Raw genomic sequence first — 20645 nt, forward strand, 5'->3', positions numbered from 1 at the left:
TTTCAATCATTTGTTCTCTTCATGAAAGTCTGAAGTCAAGATTTTCTTTGCGTATCTTTGCGTCTTTGCGTGAGCTGATGTTTTTTTTTGGTTGCGGCTCGTCCGCGTTGTGAAAGTTGGAATCTCATTCTGGCTTTGAGCGCCTCACGGCCTAAAACTCCCGCGGCGCGTGGCGAGGTGAGAAAAAACACTCGAGGATTCTCAAAATGCAAAGCAAGCGACGCTGTCCCTGGTGTGGCGATGATCCGCTCTGCGTGGCCTATCATGATGCGGAGTGGGGCGTAGCCGTGCATGACGATCGGCGGCTGTTCGAGATGTTGATTCTCGAAGGCGCGCAGGCGGGCTTGAACTGGCTCACGATTTTGCGTAAGCGCGACAACTACCGCAAGACCTTCGCGAATTTCGATCCGGCGCGCGTGGCCAAATTCGACCGCCGGAAAATCGCCGCGCTGCTGGAGAATCCCGGCATTGTGCGCAACCGCCTCAAGATTCATGCGGCGGTGGCCAATGCCCAGGCCTTGCTGCAGGTGCAGAAGGAATTCGGCAGCTTCGACCGCTACATTTGGCAATTCGTGGGCGGCAAGCCGAAAAAGAACCGCTGGCGGGAACTGAAGGAACTGCCCAGCCGCACGCCGGAATCCGATGCCATGAGCAAAGACCTGAAGCGCCGCGGCTTTTCATTCGTGGGCTCGACGATTTGCTATGCTTTCATGCAGGCGGTGGGCATGGTGAATGATCACGTGGTGAGGTGTTATCGCTATCGTGAGGTGTGACACTTTCGCCCGGGCAGAATGCTCATGATGATTCCGTGAAGATCCGGAGGCCGCGCGGAGTACTTCCGGCTGCCCGGACGGTATCTCCTGCGCCGTGCTCGCCCCTAACCTCAGTCTCAAGAACATCCAGCCGGCTTTAGCTTTTTGAGCATAAATCGCCGCAAAAAAAATCAATCGTCCCCTCTGCCCGGGCGGGATCTCCTGCACCGTGCTCGCCCCCAACCTCAGCCTCAAGAACATCCAGCCGGCTTCAGCCGACTTTTGGTATCAGCCTGCGATTTGAATCGCAGGATAGAGTTGGTCTGCCCGGGCGGTATCTCCTGCACCGTGCTCGCCCCCAACCTCAGCCTCAAGAACTTCCAGCCGGCTTCAGCCGGCTTTTGGTATCAGCCTGCGATTTGAATCGCAGGATCGAATCGCAGGGATTTGAATCGCAGGATCGAATCGCAGGATTGAAGCCCAGAAACCCCTTGCAAAATCCCGCCAAAATCCCTTTCATCTCTCCATGAACCAACTCGACAGCTACGCGATCGTCGCCCGGCTGCGCGCGCAATGGCGGAATTCCCTGCGGCACTATGACAACTTCACCCTGCGCCGCGATTTGATCGCGGGCTTGACCGTGGCCTTTGTCGCCCTGCCGCAATCCATCGCCTATGCCTTGATCGCGGGCGTCCCGGCGCAATACGGCATCTACGCCTTCATCACCGGCAGCATCGTGGCCGCGGCGTTCGGCTCCTCGCGGCATCTGCAAAGCGGGCCGACCAACGCCAGCTCCATCGTCATTGCCAGCACCCTCGCCGTCTATGCCGCGCAGGAAAACTTCATCGGAGTCGTTTTTCTGCTGGGCTTTCTGGCGGGCAGCCTGCAACTGGCCGCGGGTTTGTTGCAGCTCGGCAATCTCACCGAGTTCATTTCAAAAGCCGTGCTCACCGGTTTTATTGCCGCGGCCGGGCTGCTGATCATGACGAATCAACTGCCCAACTTGCTCGGCTTCAGCAAACAGAGCAACATGATGGCGCTCGACGGCATTCTGAACGTCGTTCGCCACCTCGATCAAATCAACCCGGCCGCACTGGCGATTGGCGCCGGCACGATTCTGGGCGCACTCTTCATTCAAAAATATTGCCCGAAATCGCGGCTGGGCTTGCCGCTGCTGCCGCCTTACTTGACTGCGCTGCTGGCCGCGGCCGCAGTGGTTTGGCTGCTCGAGCTCGAAGGCCAGGGCTTGCGCCTGGTCGGCGAGATTCTCAGCTCGCTGCCGCCGTTGAGCCTGCCGGTATTCGATTGGAAAACGATACAAGCGTTAAGCGCGGGCGCGCTGGCGCTCGGCCTCATCGGCCTGGCAGAATCCTATTCCGCTGCGAAATCGGCCGCGGCCTTCACCGGCGACAAGATCGATCCGGATCAGGAATTGATCGGCCAGGGCACCGCCAAAATCGTGACCGCGTTTCTCAGCGGCATGCCGGTTTCCGGCTCGATCACCCGCACGTTGCTGAACTATCGCGCCGGCGCGCTGACGCGTTTTGCCAATGTTTTCGCGGGAATATTCGTGGCGCTGGCGGGACTGCTGATCAGCCCCGTGATGCGTTACCTGCCGGTGGCGGCGCTGGCCGGCATTCTGATGTTGATCGCCGCGACCATGGTCAATTGGCACGAGGCCAAAATCGCCTGGCACACCACGCGCGGTGACCGTGCCGCGCTGCTCACGACCTTCATCGGCGCATTGGTTTTTCCGCTGGATCAGGCCATCTTCATCGGCGTCGGCATCTCGATCATCCTGTTCCTGCGCAAGGTGCGCAAGCCGCGCCTTACCGAGCTGGTGTATGATTGGCACCTCGGCTTCAAGGAACTCGATGCTTCCCAGCCGCATCCGCTGCCGGAAATCGCCATCGTTCATATCTCCGGCGACGTGTTTTTCGGCACCGCGGAATTTCTGGAGAACGAGCTGTTGCGCATCGCGCACCGGCCCGAGCTGCGCGTGCTGATCTTGCGCATGCGCGGGGCGGCCTGCCTCGACGCCACCTTCGTGCTCTCGCTGATGAAGGTGCACGAATACATGAAGGCGGGCGGCAAACTGCTGCTCATCTCCGGGGCCACCAGTGAGGCCGCGCGCGTTTTGGAACGTTCCGGCCTGGAGGCCAGCATCGGTCGCGAGAACATTTTTTTCACCGATGCCACTTTGTTCAAGGCCACCCGCCACGCCATTGACCGCGCGGTGGAATTTTTGGAGCAGGAGGGAGGCAATACTTCCGGCGCATCCCGCCAACCGGCTGCGGCACAACCGATTGCGCCGCAATCTCAGTGAGACCGGCGGACGCCGGGTCGCGCAGGAGGCCGGGCAAGCGCGAGAATTCTCCCACCAGCGCAGCGCTGCGCCTGAGTGGTCGGTGGTGAATCGCAATTCATGCACCCGTGGAAAAAGTCGACATTTGCATCATCGGCGCCGGCCCGGCGGGCCTGGCGACCGCGGCCGCACTCATCAAGCAGCGGCCGGGAATGCGGGATCACATTCTGATTCTCGAAAAAGAACAGCATCCCCGCCACAAACTTTGCGGCGGCGGCCTCACGCCCTGGGTTGACCGCCTGCTGCGCGAGCTGGATTTGACCGCGCCGGCACCGGACTTTTGCGTCGACCGCGTGCGGTTCTATCTCAACGACGAGCCGCTCGTTTTCGACGTGCCGGGATTGATGCGCACGATTCGCCGCAACGAGTTTGACGCCGCGCTGGCGGATTGTCTGCGCCGCAAGGGGGTGCGCTTGCTGGAGAACACGGCGGTGCAGTCGTTGTCGCGGCGTGACGAGGGCATCATCATCACCACGGCGCGCGGCGAGTATTGCGCCGAATTGGTGGTGGGCGCGGAGGGCGCCAAGAGTTTGGTGCGGCGGCAGTTCTTCCGTGAAACGCCCTCGCGCGTGTCGCGGCTGCTGGAAGTGCTGGTGCCCGCGACCGGCGCAGCCGCGAGTGAATTCGAGAATCAGACGGTGGTCATCGACTTCCGGCCGATGCGGGAGGGTTTGCAGGGGTATGTGTGGGACTTTCCGTGCTGGGTGAACGGCGCCCCGCATCTCAATGTGGGATTGTTCGACAGCCGCATTCACGAGCGGCAAAACAGCGTGCGCGCGGATCTGCCGGATCTGCTCAACCGCCATCTCGAGGCGCGCGGCTTTGATCCGGCCACGCCGCTGATGGGGCATCCCGAGCGCTGGTTTCATCCCGCGGATCACTTCAGCCGGCCGCGGGTGTTGCTCGCGGGCGAGGCCGCGGGCATCGAACCGTGGCTGGGCGAAGGCATTTCGGCGGCGCTGGCCTACGGCCAGGTGGCGGCGGAAACCATTGTGCATGCCCTGGACACGCGTGATTTTTCTCTGGCGGATTATCGCCGCCGCATTCTTCGCCACCGGCTCGGCAGTTTGTTGCGGCGCAATCGCCTGATTGCGCGTTTGTTCTACGCCCCGCAATTTCGCGCTTTGCTGCCGTTGTTTGGGCGCGTGTTGCACGGCTACGTGGCCTTGCGGCACCAGCGCACCGCGGCCAAACAAAAAGGCCGCTGATGCGGTGCAGCATCAGCGGCCTGAGGTTTTGGTGGAGACGGCGGGAATCGAACCCGCGTCCGAAGGCCAGTCAACGAGAACGTCTACATGTTTAGTCTGTTGATCAATCTCGCGCGCGTGACCTCAGCAGACAAGGGTCAACACGCGCCAGCCTGTGGGTTCTCACCTGCGATACCCAGACACAACCGCAGGCCAGCCACTATTGTGACGCTCATTCACCACCGAGTGGCGCGAGGGTGATGAGCGTGCCGCCTAGTTTGAATTAGGCAGCAACAGCATACGCATAGTTGTCTGCGTTTAAATTTGGTGCCCGGATATTTAACGAGGCTCCAGACAACCTCGACATGCTGCTCTCGCTTCCTCGACCCCCGTCGAAGCCATGTCGTCCCCGGAAGTCGCATTATTGAACGCGCCAAAATACGAAACCGTTGCACTGGAATCAAGCTGAAATTCGCCGGAAAATCTTTCATGCCCACCATTCACGAAGTTTTGCTCGAACATTTTGGCCATGCCGAATTTCGCGGCCAGCAGGAGGCCATCATCCGTCATGTGCTGGCGGGCGGCCATGCCCTGGTGATCATGCCCACCGGCATGGGCAAATCGCTGTGCTACCAAATTCCCGCGCTCCTGCCCGACGGCTTTGTGCTCGTGCTCTCGCCGCTGATCGCGTTGATGAAAGATCAGGTCGATGCGCTGGTTGCCAAAGGCATTGCTGCCGCCTATCTCAACTCCTCTTTGAGTCGCAGCGAACGCGAGGCGCGCCAGGCCGCCATTGCCGGCGGCGCCTATCGCCTGCTTTATGTCACACCCGAGCGTTTTCGCAAGCCGGAGTTCGTCGAGTTGATTCGCACGCGGCACATTTCCCTGCTGGCAGTTGACGAAGCGCATTGCATCAGCCAGTGGGGCCACGACTTCCGGCCGGATTACTCGCGCGTCGGCGAGATCCGCCGTTTGCTCGGCAATCCCACCACTCTGGCGCTGACCGCGACCGCCACGCCCGAAGTGCAGGAGGATATCATCACGCAGCTTGGTTTGACGCGCGGCCAGATCAAGCTCTTTCATGAAGGCATTGCGCGGCCCAATCTCCATCTTGCGGTGCACCAGGTGTGGGGGCAGGAGGAAAAGCTGCAAAATCTGCTCGCGCTGCCGCAGCGGCTGCCGGGCAACGGCATCTGCTATTTTGCCCTCATCAAAACCTTGCAGGAATTCGGCGAACGCCTGCGCGCCCGCGGCCTGCCGGCGCTGCAGTATCACGGCGATTTGGACAGCCGGGAGCGCAAACGCGTGCAGAACAAATTCATGCAGGGTGAGAATCAACTCGTGCTCGCCACCAATGCCTTCGGCATGGGCATCGACAAGGACAACATCCGCTTCGTGGTGCATGCCGAAGTGCCGGGTTCGCTCGAAGCCTACTATCAGGAAATCGGGCGCGCCGGTCGCGACGGCGACCGCTCTGATTGCCTGCTGCTTTATGATGAGCAGGATCTGCTCATTCAAATGGATTTTCTCAACTGGAACAATCCGGGCGCGGCGTTTTACCACCGGCTTTATCATTTCCTGCTCGCAGACGCCGAGCAAGTCAATGCCCATGGCCTCGAAGGCTTGAAGGAAAAACTGCATTTCAAGAGCAAGCATGATTTTCGGCTGGAAACCGCGCTCGGCATGCTGGAGCGCTATGGCGTCACCACCGGCAGCCTGGAGGGCAAAGACTTGGCGGTGATCGGCGATTTGCCGGAAGAACTCACGGATCAGAAGAATTTGGATCGCAAACTCAAGCGCGAGCAACGGCGGCTTTATGCGCTGGTGCAATATGCCAAGCACCCGGGCTGTCGCAAGGCGTTCATTCATGAGTATTTCGGTTTGTCGCATGCCGAAACTTGCGGCGCCTGTGATCGCTGTTTGGCGGCGAGCGATTGAGGACCGGCGGCGCATGGCGAGGTGATCACGCCGCCGGCACTGCTGAGCGGCGTGCAGGAGAACTCCCGGCAGGCTTGCCTTTTCAGCAAAATCTGGTTATAATGCGCACGCGTCAGGTTGTCGTTTCGATTGGTACAGGCAGCTCATTTCACCTGTCATGCCGAGGAATCTTGTGAAGCACTCGGGCCGGTGCCTGGGTCGGCACGATATCCCTGCTGGATGACAGGAATGATTGCGTTCTTCAAGGGTGACAGCGCCCTGGAGAATTGTTGGCTCGGCGGCTGCGGGCGATTGGAACTTCGGGCCCTGCCGCCGGCGAGTGCGGTCGAGTGCAATCCAGGCACGGAAAACGCTGTAGCAACCATCGGAGGGTGATATGCCTCGATTCATGTTGGTTTTGTTGGCGCTCATGATGATCGTCCCGGGCATGCTGTCCACCACGCAGGCGCGGCAGGCGCAGGACGAAAAAGTCTTTCAGCAGATCTTCGGCAAGACGCAGGAGAAATTCGGCCAGGCCAAATCGGCGCAGGCCGACATTCTCGCGCCGGAGGCTTTTGGCCGGGCGCTGAAGAAGTACAACGAAGCGCGCGAAGACTTCCGCCGCGGCCGCGCGCTGGCTGACATCAACAGGAAGCTCGGTGAAATCAGCGTGGATTTGGAAGCGGCGGTGAAGTCCGCCAATCTCGGCAAAGTGGCGCTCGAAAAAGTGCTGCGTGCGCGCGAAGATGCGCTCAAGGCCGAGGCCGAGCAAAACGCCGCGGAGAAATTCGCGCTGGCCGACAAAGCGTTCGGCGAGGCCACCCGCCGGCTGGAAGGCGGGGACGTGAATGCCGCGCAAAAGAAGGGTGAAGAAGCCGAGCAGCTCTTCCGCGAGGCGGAGTTGCACGCGATCAAGAACAGCGTGATCGGCAGCGTGCGCAGCCAGCTCGTGCAGGCGCGCAACGCCAAGATGGACCGCCTCGCGCCGGAAACCTACCGCAAGGCCGAGGCGCTGCTGGCGGAAGCGGAAAAAATCCTCAACACCAATCGTTACGCCGCCGGCTCGGCGCGCGAAAAGGCCGAGGCCGCGGAATATGAAGTGCGCCACGCCCGGCATCTCGCCGAGCAGGTGCAGCGCGTCAAAGTCGATGAGACGCAATGGGAAAAATTCCTGCTCTCGTTCGAACAGAAGATTGCCGGCATTGCTGCTGCGCTCGATTTCGAGCCGCAGTTCGATCAGGGCCTGGACAAGCCGGTGAACGATATTCGCGAAGCGGTGAAATCCCTGCGTGACGACCGCCGCAGCCTGAGCGACGAAGTGAACAAACTCGAGACCCGCATGGCGGAGCTCAGCAAGGAACTCAACAACATTCGCGAGGCGCAGGCCGGTCTGGAATCCCAGCTTGAAAAGGAAAAACGCCGGCAGCAGGAACTGCAGCGCCGCGAAGAGCGCGTCAAGGCGGTGGAGACCATGTTTGCGCCCGAGGAGGCGGTGGTGACGCGCGAAAACGAGCGGCTGCGCATTCGCCTGATCGGGCTGATCTTTCCCTCCGGCAAAGCCGTCATCATGCCGGAATATTTTCCGCTGCTGACCAAGCTGCAGCGCGCCATTCGCGAGCTGCCGGATTCTTTCATCTCGGTCGAAGGCCACACCGACTCGCGCGGCGATGACGCCAACAATCAGCGCATCTCGACCGAGCGCGCGCTCTCGGTGCAGCAATATCTCGTCGCCAACATGAATCTGCCGGCCAATCGCATTCAGGCGGTCGGCTTCGGCGAGAATTTTCCCATTGCCAGCAATGACTCCGAAGAAGGCCGCGCGCGCAATCGCCGCATCGAAGTGGTGCTGACGCTGCCGCAATAGCCGCCGGCCGTTGTTTGATCGCGGTGCCGGGATTTCCCACCAATGCTGCTGCTCACCTTGAACGGCGCCCGGCACGACAGGTGAATTTGAAAAGGGCAACCCACCTTGGTTGCCCTTTCTTTTTGGGGCCCGCCATTTCTCGAACGCCGCACCTGGCAGGTAGCATGCACGCAGCCGGCAAACGTGTGCAGCGTTACGCAGCCTCACGCCACAGCCGGTAAATCCTTTTTCAGCAAATTCCACGGAAGGCAATCCGGCTGCGCCCGCAAAGCGCGTGCTGTCAGGCCAGCCTGTCATTCCAATCAGGAGATCAATCTATGGCAAAATCCCTCGGCAGTAGGTGCGCGCATTCCGTCGCGCTGACTCTGGGGCTGGTGATGAGCTGGCTGGCCTGGCCCGCGGCGCAGGCGCAAGACTTTGAATCCTTCACCGTGGTGGAAAGCCCGATTTTCTTTCTTTCGGATTTTGATATAGCCGGCGGTGGCAACCCTGCCGAGTTGTTTCAGTTAATCATCAGCAATCGTACTGAAACCGTCCGTCGCGCTCGGATCGAGATGACTTTTCGCCGCGACGGTAGTCTCACCCCAATCGTGCGAGCGTACACCGATCCCTTCGACATGCAGCCCCATCGTGAACGGCGGTTTACATACCGCGATTTTCGCGGCACCGGCGAGAACGGCGACGTGACCATCGCGCGCTATGAGTACAACCCCAACGCCATTGACAATATCATCGACAACGTGTTGCGCACCGGCCGGCTGCCGAACGGCCGCTACTTTCTCAGTGTGACCATCTCTGAAATGGGTAGCGCCGGGGACCCCACTGAGAAGTTTGAAGAAAGAGAGCTGTTCGTTTCCAGCCTGCCTTCACTGGATTTGGTGGCGCCGGGCATGCCTGCGGGTGAGCTGGAATGCCCGGTGGTTTTCACCAATCTGCCGCAGTTCAAATGGGATTCGGAAGCGGACGTGTTCGTGCTGACGGTGTGCGAGCTGCTGCCCACCAATTCCGGCCCGGAAGACGTCATGCAGAATCCCCCGCGTTTGCGGCTGCGGCTGCAGCGCAATCTTCATTTCTTCGGCTCCCCCACTTTGCAATATCCCTCAGAAGGCCTGCCTCTGCAGGAGGGCCGCACCTACTACTGGCAGGTCAATGCCCTCGTGCCCACTCAAACCGGCGAGCTCGAGCTGCCCGGCCAGATCTGGTGTTTTAGAATCAGCACGTTTGGCGGCAGTGAGAACGAACTGTTGCTGCAGCAACTGCTGGCGTTGCTGCAAAGCCTGGGTTTGCAAGACGTCAACCAGTTGTTCGAAGCCGGCGGCCCGCTGGAAGGTTACCTGCCCAGCGGCACGGTCATGTTGAACGGCAGGCGCATCGACTTGAACGAGCTGATTACCCAATTGCGCGCAAATGCCCGGCGCTTGAGCGGTTTTGTAGTGGAATAATGACCTCAACTACGGATCCAACCATGAAATTTTCTGCAGTTTTTGGCGCGTTGGCGATGCTGCTGGCGGGCAGCTTGGGCTTGGCTTTGGCGCAACCGGCCGCGGAGGTTGCGGTGGTGTTGAAGGCGAAGGGCAAAGTCGAGGTCCTGCGCGCGCAGAACCGGGCGGCGGAGAGCGCGCGGCAAGGCACGCGGCTGCACAGCGGCAACCAGTTGCGCACCGGCGAAGAGTCGCTGGCGGCGCTGGTGTTCACCGATGACAAATCCATTCTCAAAGTCCGCTCCAATTCCAAGGTGGCGATCAAAGGCGCGCGGGAGGACAACAGCGTGGTCAAGAGTATCGCGCTGGAATTCGGACAGCTTTGGGCCAAAGTGACCAAAAGCACGGCACCGTTTCGCATTCAGACGCCTTCGGGCGTGGCCGCGGTCAAGGGCACGAATTTCTATTGTCTCATGGATGAAAACGGCAAGATGATCATCATCTGCCTGGAAGGCGCGGTCGAGCTGGCGAATGCGCTCGGCAAAGTGCTGGTGAATGCCGGTTACACCGGCACACTGCTGAAGAATCAAGCGCCGGCCGCGCGGCCTTCGCGGCCGGAGGAGATTCCGACCTGGGGCAATGATGACAGCACCGGCGGCAGCTTTGAGATCGAATTCGAAGATGCCAGCGGGCAGAAGAAGAAGCTGAAAGTCAATTACGAGTAGATTCGCTGGCTGTGCGGTTACCTTGTAGAGCATATGCACCGCCGCCATCATCTGGCAAGGACTTTGTGATGATGCCGGCGGGGCACCCAATACCGCAGAGGATTCCTTCTGAAAGACATGGTGGAATCACTTACAAGTTTTCGAGGCAACATGAATTCTCATCTACGAGGGCTGGCAGTTTTGGTATTGGCGATGTGCGTGGGTGCAGGTTGGGCTTTCGCGAACGAAGAAGGCGCGGTGCCGGCCAGCCGGATGCCGGAGATCGATCATATTCCCGTAACCGCGGCCACCGCCGGTCGCAGCGTGCGCCTCGAGGCGCAAATCAACGCCTTCGGCCGGTCGCTCATCTATGTGCGCATCTATTTCCGGCGGCCGGGTGAAAGCAATTTTCGCTTTGTGGACATGCGGCCCGGCGTCGAAGGTTATGTCGGCGAGATTCCGGCGCGCGCGGTGCAGCCGCCCGGCGTGCAGTATTTTCTCATCGCCTTGTTGAGCGACCAAAGCGTGATGAGCTTCCCGAGCCGCAATCCTTACGGCCAGCCGTTCGAGATCATCGTGAACGAGGCCGGCAGCCAGCCGGAAAGCGGGGCCCAGCCTCAACCACTGCGACCGGCCGTGCCGGCGCGCGAAGGTCCGGGCAAGCGGCCGGCCAAACCAGACACCGCTGCGACGCCCGAGCGCATCTCGCCGCAGCTTCACGAGAAGTTGCGCCAAATGGAGGCGCTGCGCGCGGAGAACAGCGAGGACACGGCTTCCACTCCGGCAGCGGTGCTGAGCCTGGCCAATCCCATTCTCCCCTTGAGCCCCGAGCCGTTCAGCAAGATACCGGCCGAGGAGGGCGTTTTGATCCTGGCTTCCTTTGCGCCGGAGGCCAATATCGATTCCAGCAGCGTGCGGGTGAAGTGGAACGGCACGGAAATCACCGGCCGCGCGAATGTCTCGGCGCTGTTGGTGTCGTTTGATGCCGGTCGCCTCAAGGCCGGCACACATCGCGTGAGCATTGTCGCGAATGATGCTTCCGGCAGGCGCATTGGCCCGGTGAGCTGGCAGTTTGAGGTGGCCGGCAGGTCGCCGCTGGCCGAGTCTGGCGAGGAAGCCGGGCAGCGGCCGGTGAGCGGTGTCACCTTTGCCGAGCTGCGCCATGAGGAATTCAGCGGCATTACGCTCAACAACAACAATCTGGGCGGCAATCTCAACGGCGCATATGGGCCGTTGCATTTCGAGGCTGCGGCCTACTTCACCTCTTTGGAAAGCCGCACGGTGCAACCGCGCAACCGGTTTGTGTTGAGCGCGGGCACGGGCTGGCTCAACTTCACGCTCGGCGATGCCACGCCCTATTTCAACGATCTGGTGCTCTATGGCCGGCGCGTGCGCGGCGTGCAAGCGGGTTTGCATACCGGCATTGTCAATGTGGAATTCGTCACCGGGCAGACCATGCGCGCGATCAGCCCGGTGCCGGGAGTGCTGGGCGGCACCTATCAGCAAACGCTCACCGCGATCCGGCCGAGCTTCGGCAGCCGGTCGTTTCAATTCGGCTTGACGTTGATGAAGGCGCGCGACGACACTTCTTCGATCATTGCCGTGCCCGCTACGACAGCGCCGCGTGACAATTTCGTGATCGGCGCGGATGTGCTGATGGCGTTCAGCCGGCGACGCATCGAATTGAAGGCGGCGGTGGCGCAATCGTTCGTCACCAAGGACACGCGCCTGCCCATCATCTCGCAGTCCTATGTCGACAGTGTCTACACCGACGGCAGCGTGGAGCTGCCCTTCGATCCCGCCGGTTTCAAAGACTGGCTGATTCTCAACGAGAGCACGACGCCGCTCGATCCGCGCGGCAAAACTGCGCTGGCCTACCAGCTCGGTTTGCGCCTCAACTATTTCAACCAGTATTTCACTCTCACGCTCAAGCAAATCGGTTCGGAGTACAATTCTTTCGGCCACACTTATCTGCGCAGTGACATCAGCGGCTTCAGTTTGTATGATCGCCTGCGGCTGCTGGGCAATCGCCTCAATCTCAACTTCGGCCTGGAGCGTTTTACCGATCATTACGACAACTTCGACGGCAAGCCGCAAACCGCGTTGAACGCCGTGCAATTCGGGTTCCTGCTCAATTGGAATCCCAATCTGCCGACGGTGAGCTTCAACCTGCGCAACTACAACCGCGACAACGGCGTCGATTCAGTTTTTGCAGTTCAGGTTATTACTCTCAACGACACGACAGAGCGCGTGACGGATTTGCGGCAGAACAACCGCACGCGCGACTTCTCGCTCACGTTCAGCCACAATCTGCAGGCCTTCCGCTACCAGCACACCGTTTCGCTCAGCCTGACCAACTCCGATCGCATCGACCGCTGGGCCAATCAGCGGGTGGCAGGCTTCGGTGGCGGGGACGTCACTTCCGATTTGACCTCCATCACGGTGCGCACGAAATACCATTCACCGTTGATGACGACCTTCAACCTGGCGTTCAACGACAACAACGTCGGCGGCAGGCAAAACCAGTTCAACTTCACCATGTTCAGCGGGCGGGCGGACTATGAGTTCCCGCGGCAACAGCTCCGCACCTTCGTGGCGCTGCGCCGCGTGAGCGCTTCCGGGCAGAACGGCATTACCGGCGCGCCGGTGGTCAACCTGATCAAGTACACGCAGACCGGGCTGCAACTCGGCGGCTCGCTGCTGCTGCGGCAGCGGCACGAAGTGGTGGTGGATCTGGCTTTGATCAAATACAGCGACAAAGGGGGGCTGCAAACCGCGTCCGGCTTCACGCCGCGCTCGCCCTTCACCAACAGCGTGGTGCGGGCCCACTATGAATTTCGCTTCTGAGGCGGATTGACGTGAATCTGTCGCAGGCGCTCGCCAACAAATGGATTTTGGGCAGCGCGATCAGTCTCTTCTCCATCCTGCTGGCCTTCGTGCTGAGCTTCACCACCGCCTTCGAGAATCTCGAGCTCAAATCCTACGACCTTCGCTTTGCCCTGCGCGGACCGCAGGGCGTCGACTCGCTCGGCGTGGTCATTGTCGATATCGACGACCAGTCCTTTTTCGATTTGCCCAGCCGCTGGCCGTTTCCGCGGACGTACTATGCCAGGCTGATCGACAACCTCACGCGCGCCGGCGCCCGGCTGATCTTGTTCGACATCATTTTCTCCGAGCCTACGGCCAGCAATCCCGCGGAAGATCTGGCGCTGGCTGCTGCGGCGGCCCGCTCCCGGCGGGTGGTGTTTGCGGGCAAAAAGGCGTTTGAGCTGGCCTCGGGCGGCACGCTCAACACCTATCTGATCAAACCCATCAAGCCGTTGTTGCAGAGCGGCAGCCCCTGGGGCATCGTGAACATCGATGAAGATCTCGATGGCTTCGTGCGCCGCTATTTGCTGTTCGAAGAATGGGAAGGCAGTCGCCATCTGCCGCTGGCGATGATGGCCCATCGCCAGCTCAAAGGCGCGCCACAGGATCCGGTGGATGCCGCCAACGGCCTGCCGCAGCACGATGACAATACCTTTCTCATCAATTTTCGCGGCCCGGCGCGCACTTTTCCCACGTACTCGTTTGCGAGCGTGCTCGATGATCGCGACTTTCAGCTCGTCGAAGCCGAACTCGATACCAACTATTTCGAGACCGTTTATCTGCCCAACCGCGTCTTCGCAAACAAGGTGGTTTTTGTCGGCGCTTCCGCGGAAGAATTGCAGGATGTCAAGTTCACGCCGTTCTATGGCGCCGGTGAATCCAGGCACAAGCTGCCGGGCGTGGAAGTGCATGCCAATGCCCTGGCCACGCTGTTGCTGGGGGATGCCGTGCAGCGCACGCCGTTTTGGATTGAGTGGTTGGTGCTGCTGGCAACCGGCTTCGGCACCATGACGCTGGTACTGACCAGCCGCACGTTCACCGGCATGCTGGCGACCGGTCTGGCCATGTTGCTGGTTTTGATCGCCGGGTTGCTCTGTTTCATCAAGTTTCTCGTCTGGCTGCCGGTGGTGGCGCCCGGCCTGGCCATCGTGCTGAGCTATGTCGGCAACAATGCCCAGCTCATCATCACCGAACGCCGCGAGCGCTGGCGTACGAAGCGGGTGTTTCAGCAGTATGTTTCCGAAAGCATCGTCAACAGCATTCTGGCCTCGGGCGCGATGCCGAAATTCGGCGGTGAGAAACGTGAGCTGACGGTGTTGTTCAGCGACATTCGCGGCTTCACCACCTATTGCGAAAAGCACGCGCCGGAAACCGTGGTGCAGCATCTCAATGAATATCTCACCGAGATGACGGAGATCATCAAGCAGCAGCAGGGCACGCTGGACAAGTACGTCGGCGATGAAATCATGGCGGTGTATGGCGCGCCCTACGCTTATCCCAATCATGCCGAGAAGGCCTGTGAAACCGCGGTCGCGATGATCGACCGGCTGCGCGAGATGCAGAAACGCTGGTCGGCGAACGCGCAGGATTACTTTCAGATCGGCATCGGCATCAACACCGGCCACATGATCGTGGGGAATTTGGGCTCGCAGCAGTTGTTCGATTACACCGTGATCGGCGATGAAGTCAATCTGGGCGCACGGTTGGAGGGCGCCAACAAGGAGTACTGGACCTCGATCATCATTTCCGAATCGACCTACACCCAGGCCAAAGCTCGCGCCCGTGTGCGCGAGCTCGATCTCGTGCGGGTGAAAGGCAAGAAGCGGCCGGTGAAAATCTACGAGCTGCGCAGCATGGAGCCGCTGCCGCAAATCGAAGAAGACTTGATCATTCAGGTCTATTCGCAAGGGCTGGCGCTGTACCGGCAGGCAGATTGGGTGGGGGCGCTGCAGCAGTTCAAGCGCGTGCTGCGCTATTTTCCCTCGGATGGACCTTCGCGGGTTTACGTCACGCGCTGTTTCAATTTTATCGAAACACCGCCGCCGCCGAACTGGGACGGCGTTTATGAATTCAAATCCAAGTAAAGGCCGGTCACCCGCGGCTGGCTTGAATCTTGCAATTGACTTGAGCCACCTCCACACGGCGCGAATGTTGAATGCACCTGTCGCCTCCCGAACCGCAAGAGGCAACGCGAAGAAGGCTCCGGCGCCTGTTAAGCTGAGCAAATGCAATCGCACCATCGCCTGCCGCGCCGCCAATGCCGGGCGGCGGGCATGCGGCAGGGCTGCAGCACCTCCTCCCGCCCTCAGCCGGCAAGGCTGGTGCTGTGGCCGGGCCTGCGGCGTTGCAAGGCACTGTTTCACCGCAAAACAAGCGGTCTTATTCCCACTCGAGAAGTGATCGCATGAGCCAACAAACCTGCGCGAGGATCCGCACCATGAACCCTTGGACTCGCATGACCGCCACGCTCACCGCGCTGTTGCTGCTGGCTGCCGTTGGTTTGCTGTTTGGGCAGGAAACGCCGGAACCCGCCGCGCCGGACTCGGGCAAACAAGAACAGCTCTCCGGCCAGGATTTCATGGACGGCTTCATGGCCGCCGTGCGCAGCGGCAATCAGGCACAGGCGGAGCTGCTGGTCAAACGCTTTCCCTTTCATGCCGGCGTGCTGGCCAGCTATCTCTACAATCAGGGGGCCAAAGCCTACAAAGCCAGTGATCCCGAAAAAGCGCTCGACGCGCTGGAAAGCGGCGTTTACCTGTTCCGCCTGCAAAAAAATACCGACGGTGAGCGGGAAACTCTGCTGTTGATCGCCGACGTGTACGAAGGCATGGGCGACTACAAACTCGCGCTGGCGAATTTGCAGGATGTGCTGGCGCTGCAGCGCGCCGCCAACGACAACAGCGGGGAAGTGGGCATCCTCAATCGCATGGCCGCGATCTATCGCGAGGCCGGCAATCGCGAACAGGCGTTTCGCTATCTGCTGCAGGCGCAGGCCATCGTCAAACAAGCGGGCAATGATTCGCTGCGCGCCAGCGTGTTGAACAATTTCGGGCAAATCCACATGGACTTGGGCGCTTACAGCAAGGCGCTGTCTGCCTATGAAGAGGCGCTGCAGCTCGCGCGCGCCAGTTTCGACAAGTCCAGTGAAGGCTGGATTCTCAAAAACATCGGCCGTGTTTATCAGGAAAGCCGTGATTTCCGCCGCGCCGAAGAATACTATTTGAAAGCGCTGGCCACGCTGGAAGAGGCCCGCAATCAGCCGGCCATGGGCCGGGTGTTGAATCAACTCGGGGAAGTGCATCAACTCACCGGTAATGATGCCACGGCGCTGTCTTATTTTCATGACGCGCTCAACGCCATGATGGCCGCTGGAGATGAGAACGGCAAGGGCACCACGTTCATGCATCTCGGCGATTTCTACCGCAGCCGCGGCAATTTCAACGACGCGCTGCTCTCCTACGAAACCGCGCTCACGCTCAAGCGCAAGACGCGGGATCAAGCCGGCCAGGCTGCCGTTTGGCACCGGTTGGGCGAGCTGTACAGCGATCGCCAGGATTTTCAGCAGGCGCTGCCCGCCTTCGAAACCGCCATCAATTTGCGCAAGAAGATTCACGATCGCGCCGGCGAAGGCGTGACGCTCAACCGCTTGGGCGAGATGCACTGCCGCCTGTCGCAATTCAAGCAGGCATTGGCTCGTTTTCGCGAAGCCCTGGCGGCCACGCTCGAAGGCGGCGACACGCGCCAGGTGAAGGCCGTTTCGCAAAACGCGGGCGCCGTGTTTGCCAGCAATGGCTACTACGAAAAGGCGATCGGGCATTTCCAGCGGGCGCTGGAGATTTGCCGCGCCAGCGAAGATTCGCTCGGCCAGGGCACCGTCCTGCATCAAATGGCCGAGACCTGCCGCAGCGCGGGCGATTTCAATCGTGCGCACGCCCATGATCTCGAGGCCCTGCGCCTGCTCAAGGCCCTGCCCGCCAATGATGCCGCGGTGCAGGCGCTAGTGGGTGAGATTCACCGCCAGACAGGCGATTGGGCCAGCGCGCTCAGACAATTCGAGTACGTGCTCAAGCTGCACCGCGCCGCAGCGGACACGGTGCTGACCAGCAAAACCCTCAATCAGCTCGGTATGACCTACCGCCGCGCCGGCGATTATCAGACGGCGCGCGCCAAGCATCAGGAAGCGCTGGCGCTCGCGCAACAAATCGGCGACCGGCCGTTGCAGGTGGTGACGCGGAATTCGCTGGGTGAAATCTACCGATCCGGCCGCAACCATGAAGAGGCGCTGGCGCAGCATCAGGCCGCGCTGAAGATCGCGCAGGAGCTGGGAGACAAGGCGGCTGCCGCCAAAACGCTGGCGCTGCTGGGTGAGACGCAGGGCCTGGCCGGCAATGCCGTCGAGGGCATGAAACGATTGCAGGAGGCCATGGCGCTGGCCGGCGACCTCGGCGACAAGGCCACGGAAGCGCGCACGATCGTGAGTCTGGGCGAAAGCCACGGCCGCCAGGGCCAGAACCGCAAGGCGTTGGAATACTATCGCAGCGCCATTCGCCTCTATCAAAGCATGGGGGACAAGGCGGGCGAATGCGTGGTGCTCACCCGCATCGGCGAGTTGTATGCCGCCACGCAAGATTATCAAAACGCCTTGAAGTATTTCAACTACGTGCTCAACAACCGGCGCCAGGCCGGCGACAAATTGCAGGAGGGGCTGGCGCTCAAGCACATCGGCAGTGTGCATCTCGCCACGCGCGATTACGCCACCGCCCTGGCGCGCTATCAAGAGGCACTGAAGCTGCTCGGCAAGAGCGGCGAGCTGAGCGACCTCATTACCCTGTTCAGCGGGCTGGCGGAGATCTACACCCAGCTCGGCAATCAGATGCAGGCGGATTTCTACAAAGAAGAATTGCACAAGGCCTATCAGGATTTGGGCGACAAAACCGGACAAACCGGCTCGACCGAAGACTTGAGTCACTGGCAGATCCGCTTCAGCACGTATCAGGAAGCCAGGCAGCACTATGAAAAAACCATGGCACTGCATCGCCAGGCGGGCAGCCGCGCCGGCGAGATTCAGGCGCTCAATGAAATCGGCGAGATCGCGCGGCGCGCCGGCAAAATTCAGGAGGCGCTCGCTCACTTTCAAACCGCTTTACGCCGCATGGCGGAATTGCAGGAGGAGAGCCGCAAAGCAACCGTGCTGAGCAACCTGGGCATGGTTTATCTGGCGCTCAATCAACGCGCGCAGGCCGAATCTTCGCTGCAGGAAGCGCTGCGGCTGCAACAGCAAGCGGGCCAGGCCTCCGCAGCCGCGTTGACACTCAGCCGCTTGGGCGCGCTGCAGACGGCACTGGGCCGGTATCAACAAGCAGGCGCTTATTTTCAAACCGCGGCGGAGATCTATCAGGAAGTGAACGACCCCGCGACTGAGGTGGACGTCTGGCAGCAGGCCGCGGCAATGTATCAACAAACCGGCGATTATGCGCTGGCGGTGAACAGCTTGCAGCATGCCCTGGAACTTTGTCGGCGCGCTGCAGATCCCGGCCGTGAGGCGCAGGTGCAGCAGCAGTTGGGCATCGTTTATCGCAGCGCCAAGGATTATCCCGAGGCGCTCCGTTCTTTGCGTTCGGCGCTGAATTTGAGCCGGACCTTGGGCGACCAGGACTTGGAGCACAAGGTGCTGGGCCAGCTCGGTTATTTGTATGAGTTGCAAGGTGACAAGACGCAGGCGCTGGCCTGGTACAAACAATCGGTGGCGGTGTTGGAAGAAGGCCTGCCGGTGCCGGCGCTTGGCGCGCTCGCAGAGCCGGCGGTGGCGGCAGCGGTGAATGTCTACCGTCGCATGGTCGCTCTGTTTTTCGAGCAGCAAGATTATGAGAATGCGTTCAGCTATCTCGAACGCGGCAAGGCGCGGCCTTTGCTTGCAGCGCTGTTCGCCACGCCGGGAGAAATTACGCCCGGCGTCGAACCGGAATTGCGTGAAGCGGAAAGAAGCCTGCTGAGCCGCGGCGCGCGTCTGCGCGCCGAGTGGCAAAGCGGCATGGGCAGCTTGCGCCAGCGCCTCATGATCGAGCAGCAAAAGGAAACCAACACGCAATGGAAGCTGCTGGCGCAACGCGTGCAATTGGCACATCCGGAATATGCCGAGTTGAAATTCCCCGCGCCGCTGCGCCTGCAGCAGGTGCAGAATGAAATTTTGCAGGACAACGAAGTGTTGCTGGAGTTTTTTCTCGGCGAGCGCGCGCTCTACAGCTTCGTCATCGGCAGGAAGAACCTCTATCCCTTCCTCGTCCGGATTGATCGGGAGAAACTGACCGCCAAAGTGGCGCAGCTCATCACCTCGCTGAACGGCGGCGCCACCTCCCCGTTTGATCAGGCGCTCGCGTATCAACTCTACCAGATTCTCATTCAGCCGCTGGAGACGCGCATTGCCGCGGCCAATCAGCAGCAGGAATTGGCGGCGTTGATCATCGTGCCGGACGGCATTCTGCACTACCTGCCGTTTGACGCGCTCGTGGCCCAGGCGCCCGCCGCCAACGGCGCAGGCCGGCTGGCGGGCACGGCGTTTTTACTCGACCGCTATCCGTTGACTTATTCGCCCACTGCGGCATTGTTGCGCAACGTGAGCAAACGCGCGCCCGCCGGTTATTCCGGCGACCTGCTGGCCCTGGCGCCCTTTGCCAGCGCGAGCAACAACGGTGTTGCGCGCGTGCCGGTGAGCTATCTCGACGATCTGGCGCCGGCGGGCAAACCCGTCGTGCCGGCGGCGCGGGCCCCCGCTCTGCCGTATTCGGCGCAGGAAATCAAACTGATCAGCGCGCACAGCAAAAACGTGCGGGCCAAATTGAACGCCGAGGCCACGCGGGAACAGTTGCAGCATTATGCCGGCGGTCATCGCTTTCTGCATTTGGCGACCTTCGGTTACCTGGATCCGCAGGAACCGCTGCAATCGGCTTTTCTGCTCAGCGACGGCTTTGTGCGCGTCGCCGAGATCTACAACATGAATCTCAAGGCCGAACTGGCGGTCTTGAGCGCCAGCACCACGAAGCTGGAAGACACGAGCAGCGGCCAGGATCTGAGCGGACTGGCCAGTGCTTTCTTTCATGCCGGCACGCGTTCGTTGGTCATCAGCTTGTGGCGCAGTGAAGAGCGCACCGCGGCCGAGTTGCTGGCGCAGTTCTATGCCAACTTGAATCGCGGCATGAACAAGGCCGCAGCGTTGCGTGCGGCCAAGCGCGCAACGCGGACCGGCACTTCCGATCATCCCGCGCGGTGGGCGCCTTTTGTATTGTTGGGCGCCCGCTGAAGCGCGATTGTTTACAATTCTGTTATTGCGTAACTCCTGCCATCTCCGGAACCAGCTTCGTTATTCAGTCTCACCGTGAAACATCCGGCCGGGTCCGGCGCCGGTTTAACTTCAGCATTCTGCAGCGCAGCAGACGGCGGGACACTGGCACCGATTTTGTCGTGCTTGCCCTCCCCACAACTTTCTGCATGAATGCGGCTTCATGGGCTGGGCCGCCGCTTCATTCGTGACACCTTTGCGATTGTGGGATTCGGATTGCGGCAAGCACGG

At 60.7% G+C, this 20645-nt stretch carries 10 protein-coding genes and 1 other RNA gene; 10 read left to right on the forward strand and 1 reads right to left on the reverse strand.

Annotation, left to right across the window (positions count from 1 at the left end; all coding sequences use genetic code 11):
- Positions 1-206 precede the first annotated feature (206 nt).
- From L6R21_00005 to L6R21_00015, 3 genes are all read left to right on the forward strand, one after another.
- Positions 207-773, forward strand: a complete 567-nt coding sequence (locus L6R21_00005; GenBank protein MCK6557557.1) for a DNA-3-methyladenine glycosylase I — start codon at positions 207-209, stop codon at positions 771-773.
- A 505-nt stretch (positions 774-1278) separates the two neighbouring features.
- Positions 1279-3078 carry a SulP family inorganic anion transporter gene (locus L6R21_00010; GenBank protein MCK6557558.1) on the forward strand — a complete coding sequence of 600 codons (1800 nt, stop codon included), beginning with the start codon at positions 1279-1281 and terminating at the stop codon, positions 3076-3078.
- A 107-nt stretch (positions 3079-3185) separates the two neighbouring features.
- Positions 3186-4325, forward strand: coding sequence for an NAD(P)/FAD-dependent oxidoreductase (locus L6R21_00015; GenBank protein ID MCK6557559.1), 1140 nt, complete (start codon positions 3186-3188; stop codon positions 4323-4325).
- 29 nt (positions 4326-4354) lie between these two features.
- On the opposite strand, the gene ssrA is transcribed toward L6R21_00015, so the two are convergent.
- Positions 4355-4715, reverse strand: a transfer-messenger RNA (tmRNA) gene (gene ssrA / locus L6R21_00020).
- Between the two features lie 78 nt (positions 4716-4793).
- Between ssrA and L6R21_00025 the strand changes: the two genes are divergently transcribed.
- From L6R21_00025 to L6R21_00055, 7 genes are all read left to right on the forward strand, one after another.
- Complete coding sequence (locus tag L6R21_00025) at positions 4794-6242, forward strand: ATP-dependent DNA helicase (protein ID MCK6557560.1); 1449 nt, start codon at positions 4794-4796, stop codon at positions 6240-6242.
- Positions 6243-6618: 376 nt separating this feature from the next.
- Positions 6619-8085: an OmpA family protein gene (locus tag L6R21_00030; protein MCK6557561.1), complete on the forward strand. Its 1467-nt coding sequence runs from the start codon at positions 6619-6621 to the stop codon at positions 8083-8085.
- 317 nt (positions 8086-8402) lie between these two features.
- Positions 8403-9527 carry a hypothetical protein gene (locus L6R21_00035; protein ID MCK6557562.1) on the forward strand — a complete coding sequence of 375 codons (1125 nt, stop codon included), beginning with the start codon at positions 8403-8405 and terminating at the stop codon, positions 9525-9527.
- Between the two features lie 23 nt (positions 9528-9550).
- On the forward strand, positions 9551-10231 hold the full coding sequence (locus tag L6R21_00040; GenBank protein MCK6557563.1) for a FecR family protein: 681 nt from the start codon (positions 9551-9553) through the stop codon (positions 10229-10231).
- 150 nt (positions 10232-10381) lie between these two features.
- Positions 10382-13057 (forward strand): hypothetical protein, encoded by a 2676-nt coding sequence (locus tag L6R21_00045; protein ID MCK6557564.1) that lies wholly within the window; start codon positions 10382-10384, stop codon positions 13055-13057.
- An 11-nt stretch (positions 13058-13068) separates the two neighbouring features.
- On the forward strand, positions 13069-15162 hold the full coding sequence (locus tag L6R21_00050; GenBank protein MCK6557565.1) for an adenylate/guanylate cyclase domain-containing protein: 2094 nt from the start codon (positions 13069-13071) through the stop codon (positions 15160-15162).
- 353 nt (positions 15163-15515) lie between these two features.
- Positions 15516-20375: a tetratricopeptide repeat protein gene (locus tag L6R21_00055; protein ID MCK6557566.1), complete on the forward strand. Its 4860-nt coding sequence runs from the start codon at positions 15516-15518 to the stop codon at positions 20373-20375.
- Positions 20376-20645: the final 270 nt, after the last annotated feature.

This window comes from bacterium (assembly GCA_023150945.1).
GTDB lineage: Bacteria > Zhuqueibacterota > Zhuqueibacteria > Zhuqueibacterales > Zhuqueibacteraceae > Coneutiohabitans.

Bases quoted from the DNA above. Each gene is read 5' to 3' on its own strand.
- L6R21_00005 (MCK6557557.1), top strand. From the start codon at position 207: ATGCAAAGCAAGCGACGCTGTCCCTGGTGTGGCGATGATCCGCTCTGC.
- L6R21_00010 (MCK6557558.1), top strand. From the start codon at position 1,279: ATGAACCAACTCGACAGCTACGCGATCGTCGCCCGGCTGCGCGCGCAA.
- L6R21_00025 (MCK6557560.1), top strand. From the start codon at position 4,794: ATGCCCACCATTCACGAAGTTTTGCTCGAACATTTTGGCCATGCCGAA.
- L6R21_00030 (MCK6557561.1), top strand. From the start codon at position 6,619: ATGCCTCGATTCATGTTGGTTTTGTTGGCGCTCATGATGATCGTCCCG.
- L6R21_00035 (MCK6557562.1), top strand. From the start codon at position 8,403: ATGGCAAAATCCCTCGGCAGTAGGTGCGCGCATTCCGTCGCGCTGACT.
- L6R21_00040 (MCK6557563.1), top strand. From the start codon at position 9,551: ATGAAATTTTCTGCAGTTTTTGGCGCGTTGGCGATGCTGCTGGCGGGC.
- L6R21_00045 (MCK6557564.1), top strand. From the start codon at position 10,382: ATGAATTCTCATCTACGAGGGCTGGCAGTTTTGGTATTGGCGATGTGC.
- L6R21_00055 (MCK6557566.1), top strand. From the start codon at position 15,516: ATGAACCCTTGGACTCGCATGACCGCCACGCTCACCGCGCTGTTGCTG.